16 protein-coding genes and 1 pseudogene are annotated in these 20,701 nt (G+C 59.3%); 6 read left to right on the forward strand and 11 right to left on the reverse strand.

The genetic code is table 11. The features are described 5' to 3' along the window. Positions 1-236: pseudogene (locus RHIBUN_RS33880) on the forward strand (IS630 family transposase); the annotation flags it as partial. Here the strand turns inward: RHIBUN_RS33880 and RHIBUN_RS0124350 are convergent. Further along, positions 196-3,648: a TM0106 family RecB-like putative nuclease gene (locus tag RHIBUN_RS0124350; RefSeq protein WP_025661568.1), complete on the reverse strand. Its 3,453-nt coding sequence runs from the start codon at positions 3,646-3,648 to the stop codon at positions 196-198. The pseudogene RHIBUN_RS33880 and the gene RHIBUN_RS0124350 sit on opposite strands and share 41 nt — an antisense overlap. A gap of 545 nt (positions 3,649-4,193) precedes the next feature. On the opposite strand from RHIBUN_RS0124350, the gene RHIBUN_RS0124360 reads away from it, so the two are divergent. Next, positions 4,194-5,894 (forward strand): adenylate/guanylate cyclase domain-containing protein, encoded by a 1,701-nt coding sequence (locus RHIBUN_RS0124360; protein ID WP_025661569.1) that lies wholly within the window; start codon positions 4,194-4,196, stop codon positions 5,892-5,894. Positions 5,895-6,469: 575 nt separating this feature from the next. Here the strand turns inward: RHIBUN_RS0124360 and RHIBUN_RS0124365 are convergent. The 8 genes from RHIBUN_RS0124365 to RHIBUN_RS0124400 all read right to left on the reverse strand — a co-directional run bounded on the left by RHIBUN_RS0124365 (position 6,470) and on the right by RHIBUN_RS0124400 (position 14,493). Beyond that, the gene (locus RHIBUN_RS0124365) at positions 6,470-7,237 is read right to left on the reverse strand and encodes a fumarylacetoacetate hydrolase family protein (RefSeq protein ID WP_025661570.1); all 768 of its coding nucleotides are present in this window, start codon (positions 7,235-7,237) and stop codon (positions 6,470-6,472) included. Positions 7,238-7,316: 79 nt separating this feature from the next. Next, positions 7,317-8,693, reverse strand: coding sequence for an FGGY-family carbohydrate kinase (locus tag RHIBUN_RS0124370; protein WP_025661571.1), 1,377 nt, complete (start codon positions 8,691-8,693; stop codon positions 7,317-7,319). Continuing rightward, positions 8,690-9,010, reverse strand: a complete 321-nt coding sequence (gene rhaM / locus RHIBUN_RS0124375; protein ID WP_025661572.1) for an L-rhamnose mutarotase — start codon at positions 9,008-9,010, stop codon at positions 8,690-8,692. Before rhaM ends, RHIBUN_RS0124370 begins: the two co-directional genes overlap by 4 nt. Next, on the reverse strand, positions 9,007-10,020 hold the full coding sequence (locus RHIBUN_RS0124380; RefSeq protein ID WP_025661573.1) for an ABC transporter permease: 1,014 nt from the start codon (positions 10,018-10,020) through the stop codon (positions 9,007-9,009). The genes rhaM and RHIBUN_RS0124380 overlap by 4 nt, the downstream gene beginning before the upstream one ends. After that, entirely contained in the window at positions 10,017-11,018 is a 1,002-nt protein-coding gene (locus RHIBUN_RS0124385) for an ABC transporter permease (RefSeq protein ID WP_025661574.1), read from the reverse strand. The genes RHIBUN_RS0124380 and RHIBUN_RS0124385 overlap by 4 nt, the downstream gene beginning before the upstream one ends. A 10-nt stretch (positions 11,019-11,028) precedes the next feature. Next, positions 11,029-12,564: a sugar ABC transporter ATP-binding protein gene (locus RHIBUN_RS0124390; RefSeq protein ID WP_025661575.1), complete on the reverse strand. Its 1,536-nt coding sequence runs from the start codon at positions 12,562-12,564 to the stop codon at positions 11,029-11,031. Positions 12,565-12,637: 73 nt separating this feature from the next. Further along, a complete protein-coding gene (gene rhaS / locus RHIBUN_RS0124395; protein WP_025661576.1) occupies positions 12,638-13,633 on the reverse strand; it encodes a rhamnose ABC transporter substrate-binding protein in 996 nt (331 codons plus the stop codon). 50 nt (positions 13,634-13,683) lie between these two features. Continuing rightward, the gene (locus tag RHIBUN_RS0124400; protein ID WP_025661577.1) at positions 13,684-14,493 is read right to left on the reverse strand and encodes a DeoR/GlpR family DNA-binding transcription regulator; all 810 of its coding nucleotides are present in this window, start codon (positions 14,491-14,493) and stop codon (positions 13,684-13,686) included. A gap of 200 nt (positions 14,494-14,693) precedes the next feature. Here RHIBUN_RS0124400 and RHIBUN_RS0124405 point away from each other — a divergent pair, with 200 nt between their 5' ends. Together RHIBUN_RS0124405 and rhaI are read left to right on the forward strand one after the other, a co-directional pair. Beyond that, a complete protein-coding gene (locus RHIBUN_RS0124405; protein WP_025661578.1) occupies positions 14,694-16,790 on the forward strand; it encodes a bifunctional rhamnulose-1-phosphate aldolase/short-chain dehydrogenase in 2,097 nt (698 codons plus the stop codon). Positions 16,791-16,852: 62 nt separating this feature from the next. Continuing rightward, complete coding sequence (gene rhaI / locus RHIBUN_RS0124410) at positions 16,853-18,145, forward strand: L-rhamnose catabolism isomerase (RefSeq protein WP_025661579.1); 1,293 nt, start codon at positions 16,853-16,855, stop codon at positions 18,143-18,145. Between the two features lie 62 nt (positions 18,146-18,207). Here the strand turns inward: rhaI and RHIBUN_RS0124415 are convergent, their stop codons facing one another. Next, entirely contained in the window at positions 18,208-18,666 is a 459-nt protein-coding gene (locus RHIBUN_RS0124415; protein ID WP_025661580.1) for a carboxymuconolactone decarboxylase family protein, read from the reverse strand. Between the two features lie 109 nt (positions 18,667-18,775). On the opposite strand from RHIBUN_RS0124415, the gene RHIBUN_RS0124420 reads away from it, so the two are divergent. Continuing rightward, the gene (locus RHIBUN_RS0124420) at positions 18,776-19,648 is read left to right on the forward strand and encodes a sigma-70 family RNA polymerase sigma factor (protein WP_025661581.1); all 873 of its coding nucleotides are present in this window, start codon (positions 18,776-18,778) and stop codon (positions 19,646-19,648) included. 76 nt (positions 19,649-19,724) lie between these two features. Here the strand turns inward: RHIBUN_RS0124420 and RHIBUN_RS0124425 are convergent, their stop codons facing one another. Next, positions 19,725-19,937, reverse strand: a complete 213-nt coding sequence (locus tag RHIBUN_RS0124425) for a hypothetical protein (protein ID WP_025661582.1) — start codon at positions 19,935-19,937, stop codon at positions 19,725-19,727. Positions 19,938-20,065: 128 nt separating this feature from the next. Between RHIBUN_RS0124425 and RHIBUN_RS0124430 the strand changes: the two genes are divergently transcribed. Beyond that, complete coding sequence (locus tag RHIBUN_RS0124430) at positions 20,066-20,689, forward strand: TetR/AcrR family transcriptional regulator (RefSeq protein ID WP_025661583.1); 624 nt, start codon at positions 20,066-20,068, stop codon at positions 20,687-20,689. Positions 20,690-20,701: the final 12 nt, after the last annotated feature.

Below are 20,701 nucleotides of genomic sequence, written 5' to 3' on the forward strand. Positions count from 1 at the left end.
GAGCCTGGCTCGATAAACGACCGGCAGGCCGCTTCGAATTTACCTTCACGCCCAAACACGGCTCCTGGCTCAACCTGATCGAGGGCTTCTTCTCCAAGTTCGCCCGCTCCGTCCTGCGCCACATCCGGGTGACCTCAAAACACGAGCTCAAGGAACGCATTATGGCCGGTATCGACGACATCAATCGTCATCCCGTCATCCACACTTGGTCATACAAGCTCGCCGAGGCTGCTTGATATGATTCGAACCACGAAAACGCGCTACTAGATACCTGCAGAAAGCGTTGGCCAACTGCATCTGTCTCGGCGTCTTGCAGTCGGCATCGAAGATTGCCGGGGAGGCGACCAGGATGGCTAGGCACTTCGCCCGCGAGATAGCGACGTTGAAACGGTTGGCGCTATAGAGGAACTCCATGCCCCGGGGAGCTTCGGCATAGCTCGAAGTTGCCATGGTATAGATCGCAATTGGCGCTTCCTGGCCCTGGAACTTGTCGACCGTTCCCACTCTGGCAGTGGGCAGTCGTTTCTGGATTTCGAGGACCTGAGCATTGTATGGCGTAATGATCACAATATCGTCGATGGAAAGCGATGCCACCTGGCCGTTTCGGTCCAGCCACGTTGGTCCGCACTCGAGGATCCGGGAGACCAAAGACGCTACGGCATTGGCTTCTTCGATCGATGAGCTGGCGTTGCCCGAGTGCTCGACAGGCAGGTATCTCAGGCCCGATCCCTTTATCGGCCCTTCGGAGAAGATTTCTTGCTGGCCGCATGAAACGATCGGGGCCAGTTTCCCTTCATAGAAAAGCTCGGAAATGAAATCACAGACGTCCGGTTGCATCCGCCAGGTCTCGGCGAGAAAAAGCCCTTGATCGCGATCAATAGTCTGCCGTTCTCCGAGAACATGCTCGAGGGACGAAACACCGACCCCATCGGGATGGGTGCCTTGTGTGGGCTGGTCAAGTTGTTGTGGATCGCCGAGCAACACCAACCGTTTGGCTGCGTGCGACACAGCGAGCACATTAGCGAGCGACATCTGGGCAGCTTCGTCAACGAATAGAACGTCCAGCACGTCTTCGGCGTCCGGGCGAGCCCAAAGGAAGCTGGTTGCCCCGGCAACGTCTCGTTGCCCCAACCTCATCGCGTCCAGCAGATCTTCGTTTCTTTTCGCAAAGAGGAGATGCGCGGTACTCGCCTCGGTGTTGCCAGCCTCGGGCTTCTGGACGCAACGAAGATCGATGGCCATCTCTTGCGCGGCTTCCATCGCCTTGTCGAGGAGGTTGCGGATCACCTTGTGGCTGTTGGCCGTAATTCCGACCTTCTTTCCGTCGGCAACGAACTGACAGATCATTCGCGCACCTGTGTGCGACTTGCCCGTGCCTGGCGGACCTTGGATCGGCAGGACGCCTCGTTCCAGCTTGGCCGCTATGCGGATCGCCGCATCGAGAGTGCTTTCCCCTTCGTTTTGCAGAGGCTCGCCACCGATATAGGGTGGCAGGCGGAGCAGCAGTTCCCGGGCTGCCTGATATCGGCCTTCACCCGTTATACCCTCGCCAGCCACGTACTCGCCCAACCGCAGAAGCGCCTCGGCCTGCTCCTCGGCCGCGATATGCTCATGGACAAACACAGCTTCGGGATGGACAGTGGCGGTATCCGCTCTCTTCTTGATGTCGATCGTGAATTGGTCGCTGGCGATGTCAAGAGCGGTCCCGAGCGGAGCGCCGCCGGGCTGAAAAAGCGACTTTTCTGCGCGAACGTCGGTATCCTGAGGCGGGAACGTGTAACGGTGAACCGGGATCTTAGCGTTGCCTCCCGGGACCTCCTCAATAAAGGAAAGTCCGGAAATCGCCGCGCGCTCGTCCAGTAGCTCATCAACGCTGAGATCCCTCAGCCGGAATTTTTCCCAGTAAGACGCCTTGTCTTCACGACGATGCCAATCGAGAATGTTTGCGAGGATCCATTGCGCCTGCTCTTGTGGAGAACGCTGTTCTGGATCAACTGAGATACCGGTTAGTAGGCGTTCGGACAGCTCGGCGACGCGCCGTTGGCGGATGGATACTTTTTCGCTTGGGCCTTCATCCATGAGCGGTCGACGAGGAACACTGACGCCGGTCGCGACAAGCTCGTCGCGCCGCTCTTCGAGCCAGTCCCTGAGATACCTGGTAGAGACGCAGTCATCCTCGTTGTAGCCTCGAACGATATCCTTTTCGCCCTGCGTAATTGATGAGATGTCTTCAAGCTCCAGCCCGGCTTGGAGCGACGCCAATGCCACGTTTGCGTCCCGTAGAGCTATCGTGCGCTCGTATCGATAAAACTGTTCAAGCCGTTTGATGGAGTAGCTCTCCACACTCGCACGCAATGCGTTTCGAATGACGCTGTACAGATCCACGAAGACGAGATTCCGAAGAAGCTGATCGATCTCCTCTTCACGGGAGGCGTAGCGCCCCATCAACCTCTTCAAGGCAGCCGGTTCATAAGGAGCGAAGTGGTATATGTGGAGGTCAGGATAGGCCTCCCTTCTCTCGACGATGAAATCGATGAAGCGCTCAAACGCCGCCTTCTCGGCCTCTCGATCGAATGCCCAATCACATACATACTCTGCTTTGCCATCAGCGCCCCAGTATTGATACCCGAACAGGTATTCCAATCCATGTTCGCCAACAAAGGGGTCACCTTCGAGATCGAAGAACACGTCGCCGGGATTGGGTTCGGGCAGCGCGGACAATCCGAGACCTGGTTGGACTTCAATCAGCTCAAACCGAGGCTCTCCCGATTGCCTTGATTCCGCCTGTATCCGCGCTTGCTCCCGAACCCTTGTGAACGACTGCACCGCCCCACGCTCTGGCTTCCAAGACATGGGTAGCGGCATCTGGGCGAGCTGGTCGAGCGTCCTGATATCGTGCTCAGCGAATTCCGCTATCTGGTTCCGGGAAATACCAGCGACGAAGGAGAGGTGATCGTCATTGCGTCGGCGTTTGTCGCAGGCATCGTACCAGCGACAGATGTCGCAGTGTGACGTCGGGTGAGGGTAGGTCTCTGCCGGTTCAGCCAGCGTCGCCGCTTCCGCCGCCCGCTTCGCTTTTCGATAATAGGCTCCATAGTCGTCCAGGCGAAAGCGCTGCGGCTCGAAGTCAGACCATGGCGCGACAACATAGGCCGCATGGGGTTGCAGTCCCTGGGTGGATGCCAATAGCTCCGAGTACAGACAGAGCTGCAGTACGGTGCCGCCCCGAGTCTCCCGGGCCAGCTTGGTATCCATAACTTCATAAGACCACTGTCCGAGATCGCTTGGCCGCTCGACGCGTCTCAGAATGTCAGCGCGACCAGCCCAGCGGCCATCGTGAAGAGCAGCCTGCACTATGATATCGGGGCCTCGGCGCATGGCAGCGAGGGTCTGTGCCACCCAGACGTCTTCGATGCCGACGCCGTCGATCTTTTCGACAGAGAGACCGCTTGAGGTGAGGTGATCAACAAAGGCTGCCTCGTGCCTAAAGCCGCGCTCCCTCAGGATGTCTAGAAGTGGATCCCACTGCACCGGCTTTGAAACCGCGCCGGACATGACCTGGAGGTCGAGGGACGTGAGATGCTCGCAGTTGAGATGGCCGACGAGATCCGACGCCGAAAGTTGAATTTGGTTGAGAAGCGTCTTCATTTGCTCATCTTACGCGAGAGTAGCCTTCGCAGCGAGCTTATTGAAAGCGAGTTCGTTGAGGTCGATGCGCGGATGCAAACGATAGGATGGCATTGGCTTACTGTGCCGCAGGAGATTTATCGCTTAGTTTATTGAATATGTGTAGTTTCGGTATTTCCCTGGGAGTAGCTCTCTTATTTTCCGGTGCGCCGCCTCCTCAGCCGAGTTATTAGCTGCAGTGCTTCGGACGGAGTCAACTTGACGCTGCTTGACCAAACTTCAGCTGGACAACCCCATCGCGGTGTCAATCACCGCGTAGAGGCCATGCTCGTCTGTGTGGACTTGATAGCGCGGACGTTGGATCATTGTAAGGGGAACCGATTGAGGGCGACCACATGTCCGTGCTGGCATCCCCCGATGTCAATCAGATTTCCTAACGTCGATCTTCATGACGGATTTCGACTTTAAACCTAATTGAAAGCCCGCTCCCTGCGGCGTAACGTCTATGGATGCCAGGCGATAGCGAACCAACCTTGGTTTCTGCCGGACCCGAGAGGAGACTGGCAGTGATACTTGCGGCCGATGTCGCAGGCTATAGTCGTTTGATGGAACGTGATGAGGAAGATACTCACGCACGGCTCCAAAAGCTCTTGCGAGATGACATCCGGCCCGCGGTGGGAAGCCACAGGGGACGCATTTTCAAAACAGCAGGGGACGGACTGTTTGTCGAATTTGCCAGTGCCATCGAAGCCGTCCGCTGTGCCGTTGACCTGCAGCGCGCAATTGCGGAACGAAACGAGGGGGTTGCTTTAGACCGACGGCTCGCATTCCGCATAGGCATCAATCTCGGCGACGTCCTTTCTGACCAAGAAGACCTGTTCGGAGACTGCGTCAATGTGGCGGCGCGGTTGGAAAGCATGACCGAACCCGGCAGCGTGCTCATCAGTCACAGCGTCTACGATCACGTAGATCGCAAGCTGCCCCTGCGCTTTGATGATCAAGGCGATTGCACGCTGAAAAACATCGCTCGACCAATTCGCGTTTACAAGGTCTGTTGGGATGAGAAGCCGCAGGTTGATTCAGCAACTCCTCTCGAGCTCCCTCAACTCGCCTCCATCGCTGTGTTGCCATTTGCCACGTCCAGCAATGACCGAGAACAGGAGTATTTTGCAGAAGGTCTCGCCGAGGACCTAATCACTGATCTCTCAAAGGTGAAGGGCCTCCTTGTTATCGCCGCGCATTCCAGTCTTGCTTACAAGGACAGATCCATTGATGTACGCCGGATCGCCGCGCAGCTCGGCGTGCGGTATCTCGTCGAAGGCAGCGTCCGGCGTGCGCAGACGCGCACCCGGATTAATACGCAACTCATCGACGCAACGCATGGCAACTGCTTGTGGGCCGAACGGTTTGATCGTGATCTCGCTGACATATTCGCGCTGCAGGACGAGGTCGTAAGTAAGGTCGTAACGGCACTCGCGGGCACGTTGCCTGCTGCAAGACCTGCTCCAAGTCACAGAACCACGAACCTGCAGGCATACGACCTGTTTGTTCGCGGTCGGGCGCTCGCTACCCAATCTCTCCGAGAGACCAGGCTGGCTCGCCCGCTTCTGACCAGGGCCATCGAGATCGACCCTGAATTTGCCGGGGCGCATGCTTGGCTAGCGATGAGCCATCATTTCGACGCGCTATACTATGAAAGCGAGACGGTGGAGCACCGCGCCTTTGCGCGAGTGGCAGCTGAAAGGGCTGTCGAGATCGATTCAGAGAACGCGGACGCTCATATTGTTCTGGGTTATCTGCGAGCTTATGAGGGAGAATTCGAAGCTGGCATCGCTCAGTTTGAGCACGGGCTTCGGCTCAATCCCAACCACGCAGAGGGCTGGTCGCTGCTTGCAGATCTCAGGGTTTTTCAAGGACGTGCGACTGAAGCAGTAGAATCCGCCGAGAACGCTTTCCGGCTCAACCCATCCCCTCCGGGTGACTATTACTCGTTTCTGGGCTGGGCTCAGTATGCGGCTCGTCGGTATCAAGAAGCTGTCGCTACACTTCGCCAGCCGCAAGCGGGTGGTCCAGGCTCGAAACGCAATCTGGCTGCAGCACTCGCCCGGCTCGGGCTCATCGACGAGGCCCGAGCGACGGCGTGTGACTTCCTCTCAGAGTTCCCCAATTTTTCGGCCGCGCAGTGGGGAAGAACGCAGCCCTTTGTTGACGATAACGACCGTCAGCACTTCATTGAAGGCTATGCCATGGCCGATCTTCCTAAGTGACTGGTAAAGATGCGTCTCCTCTCTCCCAGGTCCGCCCGCAATGGACGCTTGGCTGGGCTGCCCGCCGATGCCTTCGCGTTGGTTTGCTAAGTTTGTATTGGGCCAAGCGGGAGAATGATGGACATAGCCGTCGATAAAGAGCGACCACCGCGCCGTCGGCCTCATCCTTGTACGTTGGGAGATCGCCTTGTGACCGCACCGAACGCGCTTGACCATGATACAGGCCCGCGAATGATTGACCGTTCCTCGAACATCTGCGATCGCCAAGAGTACGCTGACCGCTTATCGCGTCTGCCGCTTTCCAGTGAGTGCCCAAGCGTTGCGTATCTTCTGAAGCCGCGAGGAAATCTGCTCCTTTGGGGGGGGGAGGCCGATATTCCATTGCGAAAATCAGCCAAAGCCTGAGCCTCCAGGCTCGTTCTCTCGGCTGATCCATCCCGGTCCCCGATTGGCCTGCCAAGCTGGTGATCTACGACTGACCACGTCCCGTTTTCAAATGTTGTATCCGATAGCATCGCGTTCTGAAGCCATTGATTTGGTGTGGCAACATCAGCCAGAGATCACTTTGAATGCGGTTAGACGAGGGCCAGGCGCAAATAGGCAGACCCACCAAAGGCAATTTCGATTTCGCCTGGCGTGAGAAGTTCGATCGCGCCACAGAGCGTGCCCGTCGTGATGAGCGCGCCAGCCTTGAGCGATGTGTTTGGCCGCATCCCATCATTTGCGTAGTCCAGGAGCCACGTCAGGACATCCCCCTTGGGATGCTGGGCGGGCGCGTCATAGAGTGGCTGGCCGTTGAACGTCACCTTAAGCGCCGTTCCGCTCGCCGTGTCGACCGCCGACTTTGACACGCGCGGACCGAGCACATAGCCGCTGTTTCCCAGTCGATCGGCCAGAAACAGAAGGAACGAGATCTTGCCGCTCTCCTCAACGGCGCTGGCCAGTAGTTCGGCGCCGAGATGGACGGCGTCGATCGCGTCGACGATGTCGGCTCGGCTGTAGCTGCCCTCCCGGCGGATCGGCAGGTCACGGCCGAGGCGAACTGCGATCTCTGCCTCGAATTTGGTGCCCCTCTGCCACGGAATTTGCGCCCCTGAGTCAGCCTGCACATAAGGGTGCAGTGGCGCGGTTACGGCCTGCCCATCGGGCGAGACGGTCACTTTCCAGGCGTTGCTTTCGATCGCCTCATCGGCGGCGAGAAAATTCTGCGCGTCCATCGCGTGCCGGAGATCGGCAGGCAGGGAAAACCCCGCGGTCGGTGCCTGGTTTCGTGAACGGCGCAGACCGTGTAGTTTTGCTGCAAGCGCGCGCGGATCAAAGGGTGCGGCGGCCGAATCTGCCATGAGGTCTCCTCCTTTTGCTTTGAGTCGCGAGCCTATAGCTAACGCTAAGATGGAGCGAGGGGTCTCTATGGAAAGACTGCTATGCCATCGCTGCATGCCAAGCTCGACGGTAGGCGTCGAGCCCGGAGACAGGGCTTCGCGTGACATGGCGTTCGGCGCCGGCAGGTGGCTTGATGCCGGTCAGCAGAGCGGCGCCCTGGCTCGTGCCGGTCGATCCGGGGACGGCGATGACTTCGCGGTTGGTTAGAGCCGCAAGCAGCGTCAGATACGTATCGTTGAGCGCAAATGGTCCTTCCACGATGACCGGGCCCCGCGCGCCGATCAGATCGAGGCAGGCCTGGTTCATCATGGCGAGATAGAGGCAGAGCGCGGCGTAGCGTTCTTCGGGTGTCACGCCTTGCGCGTTGACCCAACGCGCGCTTTTGCCGGGGAATGGGCCGGAGCCTGGTGCAACATTCGCAAGCAGCATCAGGCGCTTTGTTATCGCCTGCTCGACCGCCGAGGCGACCTTTTCCTTGTCAACCTGTCCGATTTCGCCCGAGATCGTTTCATATTCGCGTCCGCCCATGAAGCGGGAAGAGGGAACGGCGCGGCCATAGGCATCGACATTGGCGAGTGTGTCGCGCTTGGGATCGAGATGATCGAGATCGCCGCCGACCCCGAAATTGATCACCCATGTGCCTGTCGAGACAACTGCGAAGGGCGCCGGGCGGTCAAGCAGATGTGGCAGAAGCGACGCGTTGGAATCGTGAATGCCACAATAGACCGGGATTTTGCGGGTGAGGCCGATCGCGTCGGCAATATCAGGCAGGACCGGTCCGAGGGGATCGAAGGCGGAACGGATCGGTGCCATCAGGTCACGGATGCCCAGAGTATCGACCAGCGAGGAATAGCGGCCGTCGCGCGGGTTCCAGAGGTCGGTGTGGCAGCCGAGTGAGGTCACCTCGTTCGACACGACACCGGTCAGCCGTGCTGTCCAGTATTGCGGGTAGGTGAGGATCGTTGCCACCTTGGCAAAATCATCAGGGAAGGCAGTCTTCTGGTAATGCAGCTGCGCGCCGATGTTCAGGCCCATCGTTTGGTGCGGCGAAAAGGTTTCTTCGAAGGGTGGGCGCAGTCGCGCATATGCGTCGCTGATGTCTTCGGGATATTCGTGCTCGTAGTCGAGGACCGGCATTGCCAAATTGCCGGCCCTGTCGAGAAGCGCAGCCGAGGCGCCATGGGTCGTGATCGAGATGGTGTCGAAACCCGGCTCGCTCGCGAAGGAGCGAAGGGCATCCAACGTGAAGGACCAGAGCCTGTCGATATCGTAGTGCGGATAAAGTCCACCCTTGAGAACCGTGTTCGGAGTTCTCGCCACGGCGATTTCGGCGCCGGTCGCGCTGTCCAGGACCACGACCTTGGCATTGGTCTTGCCGATGTCGAGAACGGCGATGCGGCTGTAATTCGGCGTCATGGCATATGGAAGAGGGTGACGAGGTCGCTCTGGACGGGAGAATTATCCGGGTTGGTTACCATGATGTCGGCCATGTGAGCCCACCACTTCTTCATGACAGGGTGGTCTGGCAGGCTTGCCATCGCATGATCGACGGGACGGGTCAAAACGCCAAAAAGGGTGTTCGTTTCGCGGTCGAGATGGATCGAGTAGTCGCTGGCTCCGGACTGGTGCAGCAGGTCGACCAGCTCCGGCCAGATTTCGTCATGCCGCTTCCTGTACTCGGCTTCCATGCCGGGGTTCAGCGTCATCTTGAAGGCGTGCTTTTCCATCTTCATTTGGAACTCATGGCTTTGAGGCGGCGGGCGACGATCGGGATCGCGATGGTGATGATCAGCAGCAGGCCGATGAAGATCGACATGACGATGCCGGGCACATTCAGGAGGCCGAGGCCGAAGGTGACAAGGCCCATGACGAAGGCGGCAATGACGACGCCGCCAATCTTGCCGGAGCCGCCGAGGATGGAGACGCCGCCAAGCACGACCATGGTAACGACTTCGAGCTCCCAGCCCTGAGCGATCGAGGGGCGGGTGGAGCCGAGGCGTGAGGTCAGGCAGACGGAGGCGACGCCGCTCATCACGCCCGTCAATATGAACAGGATGAATTTCACGCGCTCGACCGGGATGCCGGAGAACCGGGCGGCGAAGTCGTTATTGCCGATCGTATAGACCTGACGGCCGAAATTCGTGGCATGCAGCAGGATCGCAAAGGCGATCGCGAGCGCAATGAAGAGCACGAACTCGAAGGAAAAGACCCAGAAGACATAGCCCTGGCCGAAGAAGGCGAAATCGTCCGGATAGCCTCCATAGGCCTGATCGCCCAGGACGATGTAGGAGATGCCGCGAAACAGGCTCATCGTGCCGATCGTCACGACGATCGACGGCAGCTTCATGACGGAAACGAGAAACCCGTTGAACATGCCGCAGAGGAGGCCAACGCCGATGCCGATGAGAACGAGGCCCGGTGCCCCGACACCGACTTGCGCTGCCGCGCCCATGGCGGTCGAAGCAAGGGCGATAATGGCGGCAACCGACAGGTCGATCTCGCCGGCAATGACGAGCAGCGCCATGGCAAATGCGATCATCGCCTTTTCAGTGAAATTGAAGGTCGCGTCCGAAAGGTTCCAGGCGTCCAGGAAGTAGGGGGATGCCAGCGAGTTGAAGATGAAGATCAAGACAGCAACGCCGAAGAGGAGGACCTCCCAGCTCGACATGATGCGCTTGAACGGCGTGCCGAGGCGGTCTGGGATGACGCGCTTTTCGCTCGGGGTGGAAACGACGGTGCTCATGCTGCCACCTCTGCTGGTGTCTCTGCTGCGGCCTTGTCACGCAGGATGATGCGGCCACGATTGCGCTCGCGCCTCGCATTGAAGACGACGGCAAGGATGATGACGGTGCCGGAAATTGCCATCTGCGTGAACGGCGAGATGCCAATGACGGGAAGGGCATTCTTGATGACACCGAGGAACAGGGCGCCAAGCACGGTACCGATCACCGAGCCGACGCCACCGGCAATCGAGATGCCGCCGATAACACAGGCTGCAACGCTGTCGAGTTCGAAGCCGTTGGCGATATCGACATAGGCGACCGCATAACGCGAGACCCAGAGATAGCTGGCAAGCCCGGCGAGCGCTCCCGACAGAACAAAGGCAAGGAACTTCGTCCAGCCGACATCGATGCCGGCGTAGACCGCAGCCGTCGGATTGCCGCCGGCAGCATAGGTCGAGCGGCCAAACTGGGTGTATTTCAACAGCATGTAGATCAGTGCGACGATAATGATCGCGGCCCAGCTCAGGATCGGCATGCCGAGGACGACGGTGCGCGGCACGTTGAGAAAGGTCGGCGTCATCTGGTGCGCGTTGACCCATTCGCCGCCTGACAGGACGAAAGCCATGCCGCGATAGATGGTGAGTGTGCCAAGCGTGACAACGATTGGCGGAATTTCCAGCGCCCAGACGAGGAAGCCGTTGATCGTGCCGAGAAAGGCGCCGATCAGGATCGCGGCGAGGATCAAAACGATCAGCGGCAGGTCGGGATAGGCGGCGTTCATCATCGCAATGGCCATGCCGGTGAACGCAAGGTTTGCAGCAACCGAAAGGTCGATCGACTTCGTCAGGATGACGGTCATCTGAGCGAGCGCAAGGATGATCAGGATCGACGTGTCGTTGAAGATGGCAGCAAGGTTGCCGGGTGTCGCGAAATCCTGGGCTCTCGTCGAGAAGGCCGCAACCATGATCGCGATAATGATGAAGAGCAGGGTTTCGCGTTTTTTCAGGAGTCTCGACATTCCGATTACCTCAAGCATTACCGGTCGCGGCGCGAACCAGCGTTTCCGGCGTCAGATCCTTGCGCTCGAAGAGGCCGGCCATGAGGCCTTCCTTCATGACGAGGACCCGATCGGACATTCCAATGATTTCCGGCAGTTCTGACGAGATCATGATGATCGACAGTCCCTCGGCGGCAAGCTCGCTGATGAAACCGTGCACGGCCGCCTTCGAACCGATGTCGATGCCTTTCGTCGGCTCGTCAAGGATGATCACCTTCGGCAATGTTGCCAGCCACTTGCCTATGACCACCTTCTGTTGGTTGCCACCCGACAGCGTCCCGACGGGAACCGAGAGGGCTGCTGCGCGCAGGTCCAGGCGCTCGGCATATTTGCGTGCCAAGGCAAATTCATTGGCCGCCTTCAGGAAACCCTTGCGCGATGTGCGCCCGAGCGACGGCAGCGTCATGTTCTGGTAAATCGGCATGGGCAGCGCCAGGCCGTGGCGACCGCGTTCTTCCGGCACGTAGACGATGCCGGCGCGGATCGCATCAAGTGGCGAGTGGATTGCCAGCGCCCGGCCCCCAAGCTTCAGCGTGCCGGATGCGGGTTTGGTGATACCGAACAGCGACTGGCAGAGCTCCGAGCGACCGGCGCCGATCAGGCCGTAGACACCAAGGATCTCGCCCTTTCGAAGCGTGAACGAAATGTCGCGAAACTCTGTCTGGTGACAGTATTTCTCGACCTCGAGCACCGGACCGCCGATGGCGACGTCAACTTTGGGAAATGCATTTTCGACATCGCGACCAACCATGAGACGGACGATGTCGTCCTGCGGCGTCTGCTTGAGTTGGCCGTGGCCAACAGCGCGACCGTCGCGGAAAACGACGTAATTGTCGGCGATCTCATAAACCTCGTCGAACTTGTGGCTGATGAAGAGGATCGCCTTGCCCTGTGCCTTCAGGCCTTCGACGATGCGGAAGAGGTCATCGATTTCCTTGCGCGACAGTGCTGCGGTAGGTTCGTCCATGATGACGATGCGCGCTTCGATGGAAAGTGCGCGAGCAATTGCGACAAGGTGACGCTGAGCAATCGAGAGATCCTTGAGACGGATCGTCGGATCGATGTTGCTTTCAAGCGAATGGAGCAATTCCTTCGACCGACTGTTCATCAGTTTCCAGTCGATCGTGCGGAACTTCGTGCGCGGCGCGTGGCCGAGGAAGATGTTTTCAGCAACCGTCAACTCGTCGAAGAGCACGGTTTCCTGGTGAATGGCGGTGACGCCGACGTCGATGGCGGCCTGCGCATTGGCGAAGGTGGTCGGCTTGCCGTCGACGATGATCTCGCCTTCGTTCGGCCGATAGATGCCGGTCAGGATCTTGACGAGTGTGGATTTGCCGGCGCCGTTCTCACCGATCAGGGCTGTAACCTTGCCGGGGTAGAGCGCGATGCTGACGTTATCGAGCGCCTTCACGCCGGGGAAGATCTGCGAAATGCCGCGCATTTCGAGGATCGCGGGCGCCTCGTCCGCCTTGATACCCGCGACGGATTGTTGAAGGGCAGTGTTCATCAGCGTTTACCAGTGTTCAAATGAAAAGTCCCGGCGGCTCGAACCGCCGGGTTTTTACTTGGATGAGCGAGGCTTAGAAAACCTTCGAGAACTGGTCGATGTTCGAAGCGTTGTACACGAACGGATCGGACATGGCGGCTTCGCCCTTGTCGTCGATCTTGATCTTGCCCATGCGGCCAGCTTCGATTTCGGTGCCCGGCTTGCCGGTCGCGTCACCCTTTACGAGGTGGTAGGCGATCTGCGTGGCAGAGTAACCGAGGTCGATCGGGTTCCAGATGGCGAATTCCTTCGTTGCACCAGACTTGATCGCGCCAGCCATTTCAGACGGCAGGCCGAGGCCGGTCACGTAGACCTTGCCGACAAGACCCTTGTCTTCGACAACCTTGGAAGCGGCCAGAACGCCGACCGTCGTCGGAGCGACGATGACCTTGACGTTCGGGTTCGACTTCAGCAGTCCTTCGGCTTCGCGATAGGACTTGTCAGACAGATCGTCGCCGTAGACTGTCGTGACGAGGTTGAGGCCCGGGAAGTCCTTGAGCTGCTTCTTCATCTGGTCGATCCAGATGTTCTGGTTGGTCGAGGTGGTCGTTGCCGACAGGATTGCGAAGTCACCCTTGCCGCCTTCCAGGTGGTCCTTGGCGAGCGTCAGGCACATCTTGCCGATCAGCTCGTTGGACGACGGGTTCAGCTGCAGGATGCGGCCGTCCTTGTTGACGCCAGAATCCCAGGAGATGACCTTGATGCCGCGCTGCTTGGCCTTCTTCAGGGCCGGTACGACAGCGTCCGGGTCATTGGCGGAGATGGCGATGGCATCAACGCCCTGGGCGATCAAAGAGTTGATGACTTCGATCTGCCCCTCTGCCGTCGTCGAGGTCGGGCCGGTGTAGATGACTTCCACGCCGCCGAGTTCCTTTGCAGCTTCCTGCGCGCCCTTGTTGGCGGCTTCGAAGAAGCCGTTGCCGAGGGACTTCACGACCAGGCCGATCTTGACGTCCTTGGCGCTTGCGGCGCCTGCCATCAGGGCCACCGCAAAGGCGACGCCGACGGCGAGTGATTTTGCGAATTTCATGCTTTATCCTCCCACGTTGATAAGACTTAACTACATCCTGACGGGGCCCCTCAGGCAACCGACGAGGAATCCTCCTTCATTTGCGAGATCGTGCTCGCAATGACGAGCTTGATGCCCGCATCCTCGATCATCCGGACGGAGTCCTCGGGAACACCGTCGTCCGTAATGATCGTCGAAACACGGTCGAGCGGGCACAGAATGAGGCTCGACCGGCGGTGAAATTTGCTGGAATCGACCATGACAACGAGTTCGTCGGCCTGGTGCATCAGCTTCTGTTCGCTTTGAATGATCTGCGCGTCGGATTCCATGATGCCGAGCGGACCGACGCCCTGCGCGCCGATGAAGAAGCGGCGAGCGTAGAAATTACGGATCGCATCATTGTCGAATGGCGACAGGATCAGGCTCTGCTCGCGGTAGATCACCCCGCCGGGGACCGTTACCGTGTTCTTCGAGTGCTTGACCAGATGCTCGGCAATCGCAAACGAGTTGGTCATCACCTGCATGCGATGGGCGGCCATGAAGTGCACCATCTGAAACGTGGTGGTCCCACCATTGATGATGATCGCATCGCCCTGATCGCAGAGATCAACGGCAGCGCGCGCTATTGAGCGCTTTTTATCGATGTTGACTGATTCCGAAACCCTGAAGGGCCGCCCCGCCAGATTGCCGAGTTGCGGCGGATGCACAGCCTCTGCGCCACCGCGTACTCGCCGGATCTTTCCCTGCACATGCAGGGCCGCGATGTCACGCCGGATCGTCGCCTCGGAAGCCTCGGTCAATTCGGAAATATCCTGAATCGTAACGACCGACTTTTCCTGAACGGCGCTCAATATGATGCGATGGCGTTCGCGTTCGTGCATGGGGTTCCTCCTAGCTTGCTTATTTCGCAGTTGTGAGAATGTGTCAATCAAAAACGATCATAAAATTTCATATTGCGCTGCAACATAATCGAATTTGATCGTTTTCGATTGACAATGTCCGTTTTGATGAGCGATACCGTGACCGCAAAGGAGCGTCGAGTTCGTTCGCGCGTCCAAGAAATTTTACATGGGAGGATGACATGGCGGCAACCGTCCGGCTTCTTGATAACCGTTGGGACGATTCATACGCGGCAGGCCTCGATGAGCCTGGAAAGCTGCTCTATCGCTCGAATTTGCTGGGTGCCGACAAGCGCATCACCAACTATGGCGGCGGGAACACCTCTGCCAAGGTCATGGAAACCGATCCGCTGACCGGCGAGAAGGTCGAGGTTCTCTGGGTCAAGGGTTCGGGCGGCGACGTCGGGACCATCAAGCTTGACGGCTTCGCCACTCTTTATCAGGACAAGCTCGTTTCCCTGAAGGGCATCTATAAAGGCGTCGAAGACGAAGACCGCATGGTCGGTTTCCTCCCGCACTGCACCTATAACCTCAACAGCCGCGCCGCCTCGATCGACACGCCGCTGCATGGTTTCGTGCCCTTCACCCATGTCGACCACATGCATCCGGACGCGATCATCGCAATCGCTGCCTCCAGGAACTCCAAGGAATTGACGAAGCAGATCTTCGGCGACGAAATCGGTTGGCTGCCGTGGCGCCGCCCGGGCTTCCAGCTCGGCCTCGACCTCGAAGCCTTCGTCAAGGCGAACCCGAATGCCAAGGGCGTCGTGCTCGAAAGCCACGGTCTCTTCACCTGGGCAAACGATGCAAAGGCCTGCTACGAGCTGACGCTCGACATCATCAACAAGGCGATCGTCTGGTTCGCGGAAAAGACCGAAGGCAAGACGATCTTCGGCGGTGCTGCCACCCAGAGCCTGCCGGTCGAGCAGCGCCGCGCCATTGCGGCCCGCCTGATGCCTGAAATCCGCGGTCGCATCGGCAAGGCGGAACGCAAGCTCGGCCATTTCGATGATCAGGATGCCGTTCTCGAATTCGTCAATTCGAAGAATCTGCAGCCGCTTGGCGCGCTCGGCACCAGCTGCCCGGATCATTTCCTGCGCACCAAGATCCGCCCGCTGATCGTCACCTTCGATCCGGCAAAGCCTGACGTGGACGCGATCGTTGCCGGTCTCGACAAGGCGCTCGAAGATTACCGCGCCGACTACGCGCGCTATTACAACGACTGCAAGCATGACAATTCGCCCGCCATGCGCGATGCGAACCCGGTCATCTTCCTCGTTCCCGGCGTCGGCATGCTGTCGTTCGCCCGCGACAAGGCGACAGCCCGCATCGCCAGCGAATTCTACGTCAACGCCATCAATGTCATGCGCGGTGCCTCGACCGTTTCCGAATATCAGGGCCTTCCGGAGCAGGAAGCCTTCGATATCGAGTACTGGCTGCTCGAAGAAGCCAAGCTTCAGCGCATGCCGAAGCCGAAGAGCCTTGCAGGCAAGGTCGCCTTCGTCACCGGCGGTGCCGGCGGCATCGGCCGTGCGACCGCTGCCCGCCTGATCGGCGAGGGGGCCTGCGTGGTTCTGGCCGATATCGACCAGGAAGCGCTCGACAACACGAAGGCCGATTTCGCTAGGCAATTCGGCGCCGACGCCGTGCGCGGCGTCAAGCTTGATGTAACCAAGGAGGACGGCGTGATCTCGTCCTTCGCGGAAGCCTGTGTTGAGTTCGGTGGCGTCGATATCCTTGTATCGAATGCTGGTATCGCTTCGTCCGCCCCGATCGAAAGCACTGAGCTTTCGATGTGGAACAAGAACATCGACATCCTGGCGACCGGCTACTTCCTCGTGTCGCGCGAGGCGTTCCGCCTGTTCCGCAAGCAGGATCTCGGTGGCAACGTCGTGTTCGTCGCCTCCAAGAACGGTCTGGCATCGTCGCCGAATGCTGCTGCCTATTGCACGGCCAAGGCTGCCGAGATCCATCTTGCCCGTTGCCTGGCGCTCGAAGGCGCAGAAGCCGGTATTCGCGTCAACACCGTCAATCCGGACGCCGTGCTGCGTGGTTCGAAGATCTGGAGCGGAGAGTGGCGTGAACAGCGGGCGGCATCGTCCAAGATCGAGATCAACGAGCTCGAGGAGCATTACCGCAAGCGTTCCATGCTGAAGCTCAATGTCTTCCCCGAGGACATCGCCGAAGCAATCTACTTCCTGGCGTCCGATCTCTCGGCGAAATCAACCGGCAACATCATCAACGTGGATGCCGGCAACGCCCAGAGCTTCCCGCGCTAAGTCCAACTGCTGCGGCGGGCAAATGCCCGCCGCCTTTCATCCACATGTCCGGGGAGGAACCCATGGCCGAGTCAAAAATCGCGCAGGACCTGATTGCGCAGGAAAACGACAAGCGCGCAGCAGCGCTCAAATCCGACTACGAAGCGCTCGGCGCCAATCTGTCGCGCCGCGGCATCGACATTGAAAACATTACGCGCCGGGTATCCGAGTTTTTCGTCGCTGTTCCGTCCTGGGGCGTTGGCACCGGCGGCACCCGCTTTGCCCGATTCCCCGGCACCGGCGAACCGCGCGGCATCTTCGACAAGCTCGACGACTGCTCCGTCATCAACGAGCTGACGCGCGCCACGCCGAACGTCTCCCTGCACATTCCGTGGGACAAGACAGATGCCAAGGAACTGAAGGCAAAGGGCGATCAGCTCGGCCTCGGTTTCGACGCGATGAATTCGAACACCTTCTCCGACGCGCCGGGCCAGAAGCATTCCTACAAATTCGGTTCGCTCAGCCACACCGACGCTGCAACACGTGCGCAGGCGGTTGAGCACAACATTGAATGTATCGAGATCGGCAAGTCGATCGGCTCGAAAGCATTGACGGTCTGGGTTGGCGACGGCTCGAACTTCCCCGGCCAGAGCAATTTCACCAAAGCATTCGAACGCTATCTCGCTTCGATGGCCGATATCTACAAGGCTCTGCCTGACGATTGGAAGCTCTTTTCCGAGCACAAGATGTATGAGCCGGCCTTCTATTCCACAGTCGTGCAGGACTGGGGCACCAACTACCTCATCGCCCAGACGCTCGGCCCGAAGGCGCAGTGCCTGGTCGACCTTGGTCACCATGCACCGAACACCAACATCGAAATGATCGTTGCCCGCCTGATTCAGTTCGGTAAACTCGGCGGCTTCCACTTCAATGACTCGAAGTATGGTGACGACGACCTCGATGCCGGTGCGATCGAGCCCTATCGCCTCTTCCTCGTCTTCAACGAGCTGGTCGAGGCAGAGCAGCGCGGTGTCAACGACTTCAATCCGGCCCACATGATCGACCAATCGCACAACGTGACCGATCCGATCGAAAGCCTGATCAACAGCGCCAACGAAATCCGCCGCGCCTACGCGCAGGCGCTGATCGTCGATCGCAAGGCGTTGGCTGGCTACCAGGATGAAAACGACGCGCTGATGGCGACCGAAACGCTGAAGCGCGGCTACCGCACGGACGTCGAGCCGATCCTTGCAGAAGCGCGTCGCCGTTCTGGCGGTGCGATCGATCCTGTGGCGACATACCGCGCGAGCGGCTACCGCAGGAAGATTGCCGCCGAACGCCCGGCGTCGATTGCCGGCGGCGGCGGCATCATCTGACCCTTAGCCTCGCAAGGCCGTTCTATCGGGCCGCTGTCGACGAGACAGCGGCCCGATTCCGTTTACGGCCTCCATTCACCGGCAATCTGACGGGTGGCGATGTTCAGCCGGTTCCAGACGTTGATGTTGGCGATGGCGATGACGAGGGCTGCCAGGCTCTTGCCGTCGAAATGCCGCGTGGCTTCATCCCAGATGTCGTCAGGCACTGGGTCGGCGCGATCGCTGACGCGGGTGACCGCCTCCGTCAGCGCAAGGGCTGCGCGTTCGGCCGGCGTGAAATAGGGCGTGTCACGCCAGGCGCTGACGGCAAACAGGCGCTCGTCCGTCTCGCCAGCCTTCTTGGCGATCCGTGGATGTCCGTCGATGCAGACGCTGCAACCATTGATCTGGCTGGCGCGTAGATTGACGAGTTCCAAAAGGATTGGCGACAGACCTGTTTTGGCGGGTATCGTCCCGAGGGCATGCAGCGCCTGCATTGCGTCGGGAATGACGATCGCCGGATTTCCCATTCTTGCTTGCATCACGTTTCTCCATGGTGTGTTTTCCAAACTGACGCCGTCGGCCGTGCTGTCACATCGGCCGGCTTTTGTTCGTCATGGAGTTGACGGAACACCGTGGAGGAATGTGACAATGGATGAGAAAAATTGGCTGGCCGGAGAATTTGAGGCGAATCGGGCGCATCTGGGCGCCGTCGCCTATCGCATGCTGGGCTCCCGCGCCGAGGCCGACGACGCAGTTCAGGAGGCCTGGCTGCGCCTCGGCCGCTCTGATGCTGACGCGATCGACAATATCGGCGGCTGGCTCACGACGGTTGTGGCGCGCATCTGCCTCGACATGCTCCGGTCGAGAAAGACACGCCGGGAAGAGCCGTTCGATCTACCCGTCCATGAACGCCTGGCCGACACGTCCAAGACCGTTGATCCGGAGCGGGAAGTGGCTTTTGCAGACTCCGTCGGCATGGCGCTACTCGTTATCCTCGAAACATTGGCGCCGGCCGAGCGCGTTGCCTTCGTGCTGCACGATATGTTCGATCTCCCCTTCGACGACATTGCGCCGATCATTCAACGCTCTTCGGCGGCAACGCGACAACTGGCAAGCCGTGCTCGCCGCCGGGTTCAAGGCAAGACCGATGTGCCGGAGGCGGACGCAGCGCGCAAGAAGCAGATCGTCCACGCATTCCTTGCGGCTTCGCGCCTCGGTGACATAAGGGCGTTGCTGTCAATCCTCGATCCGCAGGTCGTGTTCACCCCGGACACTGCGGCGATGCGGTACAACCCTTCGGTTGGCGAGCTTTTCGGCGCGGACGCGGTGGCAGAGACGTTCAGGGGTCGGGCTCAGGCGGCGCAGCCGGCGATGATCGATGGAGAGTTCGGGCTGGTGGTGGTCGTGGGGGGACACCTGCGCGTCGTCCTGCTTCTGACCTTCGACGGGGAGAAGATCGCCGGGATCGATGCTGTCGCCAACCCCGACTATCTCGCCAACTTGAAATACGACTTGCTCTAAAAACAACAGTTCAAAGGAAAAGAGCCGTCGCTTGGCCAGCGACGACTCTCACAGGGGCAGGGAAGCGCCCGAAACTTCAGCAGTAGCTGCACATGGCAGCCGGGTTGTTGTTGGGGATCACGTTCAGAAACTTGCCCACTGGAGAGGTTCGCTGTTCGCGCTTCCTGGCGGCCGTCTCAAGCAGACGCTTGAAATCGTCAAGTTTCACGCCGTCGGCACGGAGCACCATGGCGATTAGGGGGTCGTGAAGGGCTTCGGTAATGGTCAGGTCGTCTCTGGTCTTGCTCATGGTTTGCCTCCTTTCGTGGGCGGTAGCCCGTGTTCCACCCCGCTCCGATCCAATCAACCACGTTGACTTCGGCAGAGAGTGGTGTTACCGGTAAGTAACAATGCATTTGTTACCGATCGGTCACATGGATGTCAAGGACCTTGTCCGCGAAAAAATCAGAATCATTGAGCCTGCTGTCTCCCGCAAACACTGACGAGAAGATCCCGCCACGGGAGCGCATCGTCTCCACCGCCGCCGAGCTTTTTCGCGAGCACGGCATCCGTGGCATCGGTGTGGATGCGATCGCAGATGCTGCGCTGACCAACAAGATGACGCTCTACCGGCATTTCGGCTCCAAGGACGAGCTGGTCTGCGAGACGCTGCGCCGGGCTTCGGAAAGAGCCGAAGCAATCTGGCGCGATCTCGAGGCAACCCATCCCGGCGACCCGAAGGCGCAGCTCAGGGCATGGATCGAAGCGCGAACGCAAAGCCTTTGCGGCGAGCGCGTCGGATGTGATCTCGCCAATGCAGCCATTGAGCTGAAAGGTGAGGGGCATCCCGCCTATAGCGTGATCGAGCGCCACAAGGCTGAGCAGCGCGACCGGCTCGAAGCGCTCTGTCGAGCAGCCGATGCGCGCGAACCGAAGCTGCTGGCCGATACACTGACGCTCCTTCTGGAGGGGGCTCGCGTTACGCGGCAAGCTATGGGCAACGACACATGTTGCAATCATTTCTCCAAGGCCTGCAACGCTGCCATCGCCGCCTTTGCGTGATGGCGCCCGCCG

The organism is Rhizobium sp. IBUN (assembly GCF_000510625.1).
Taxonomy (GTDB): Bacteria; Pseudomonadota; Alphaproteobacteria; order Rhizobiales; family Rhizobiaceae; genus Rhizobium; species Rhizobium altiplani.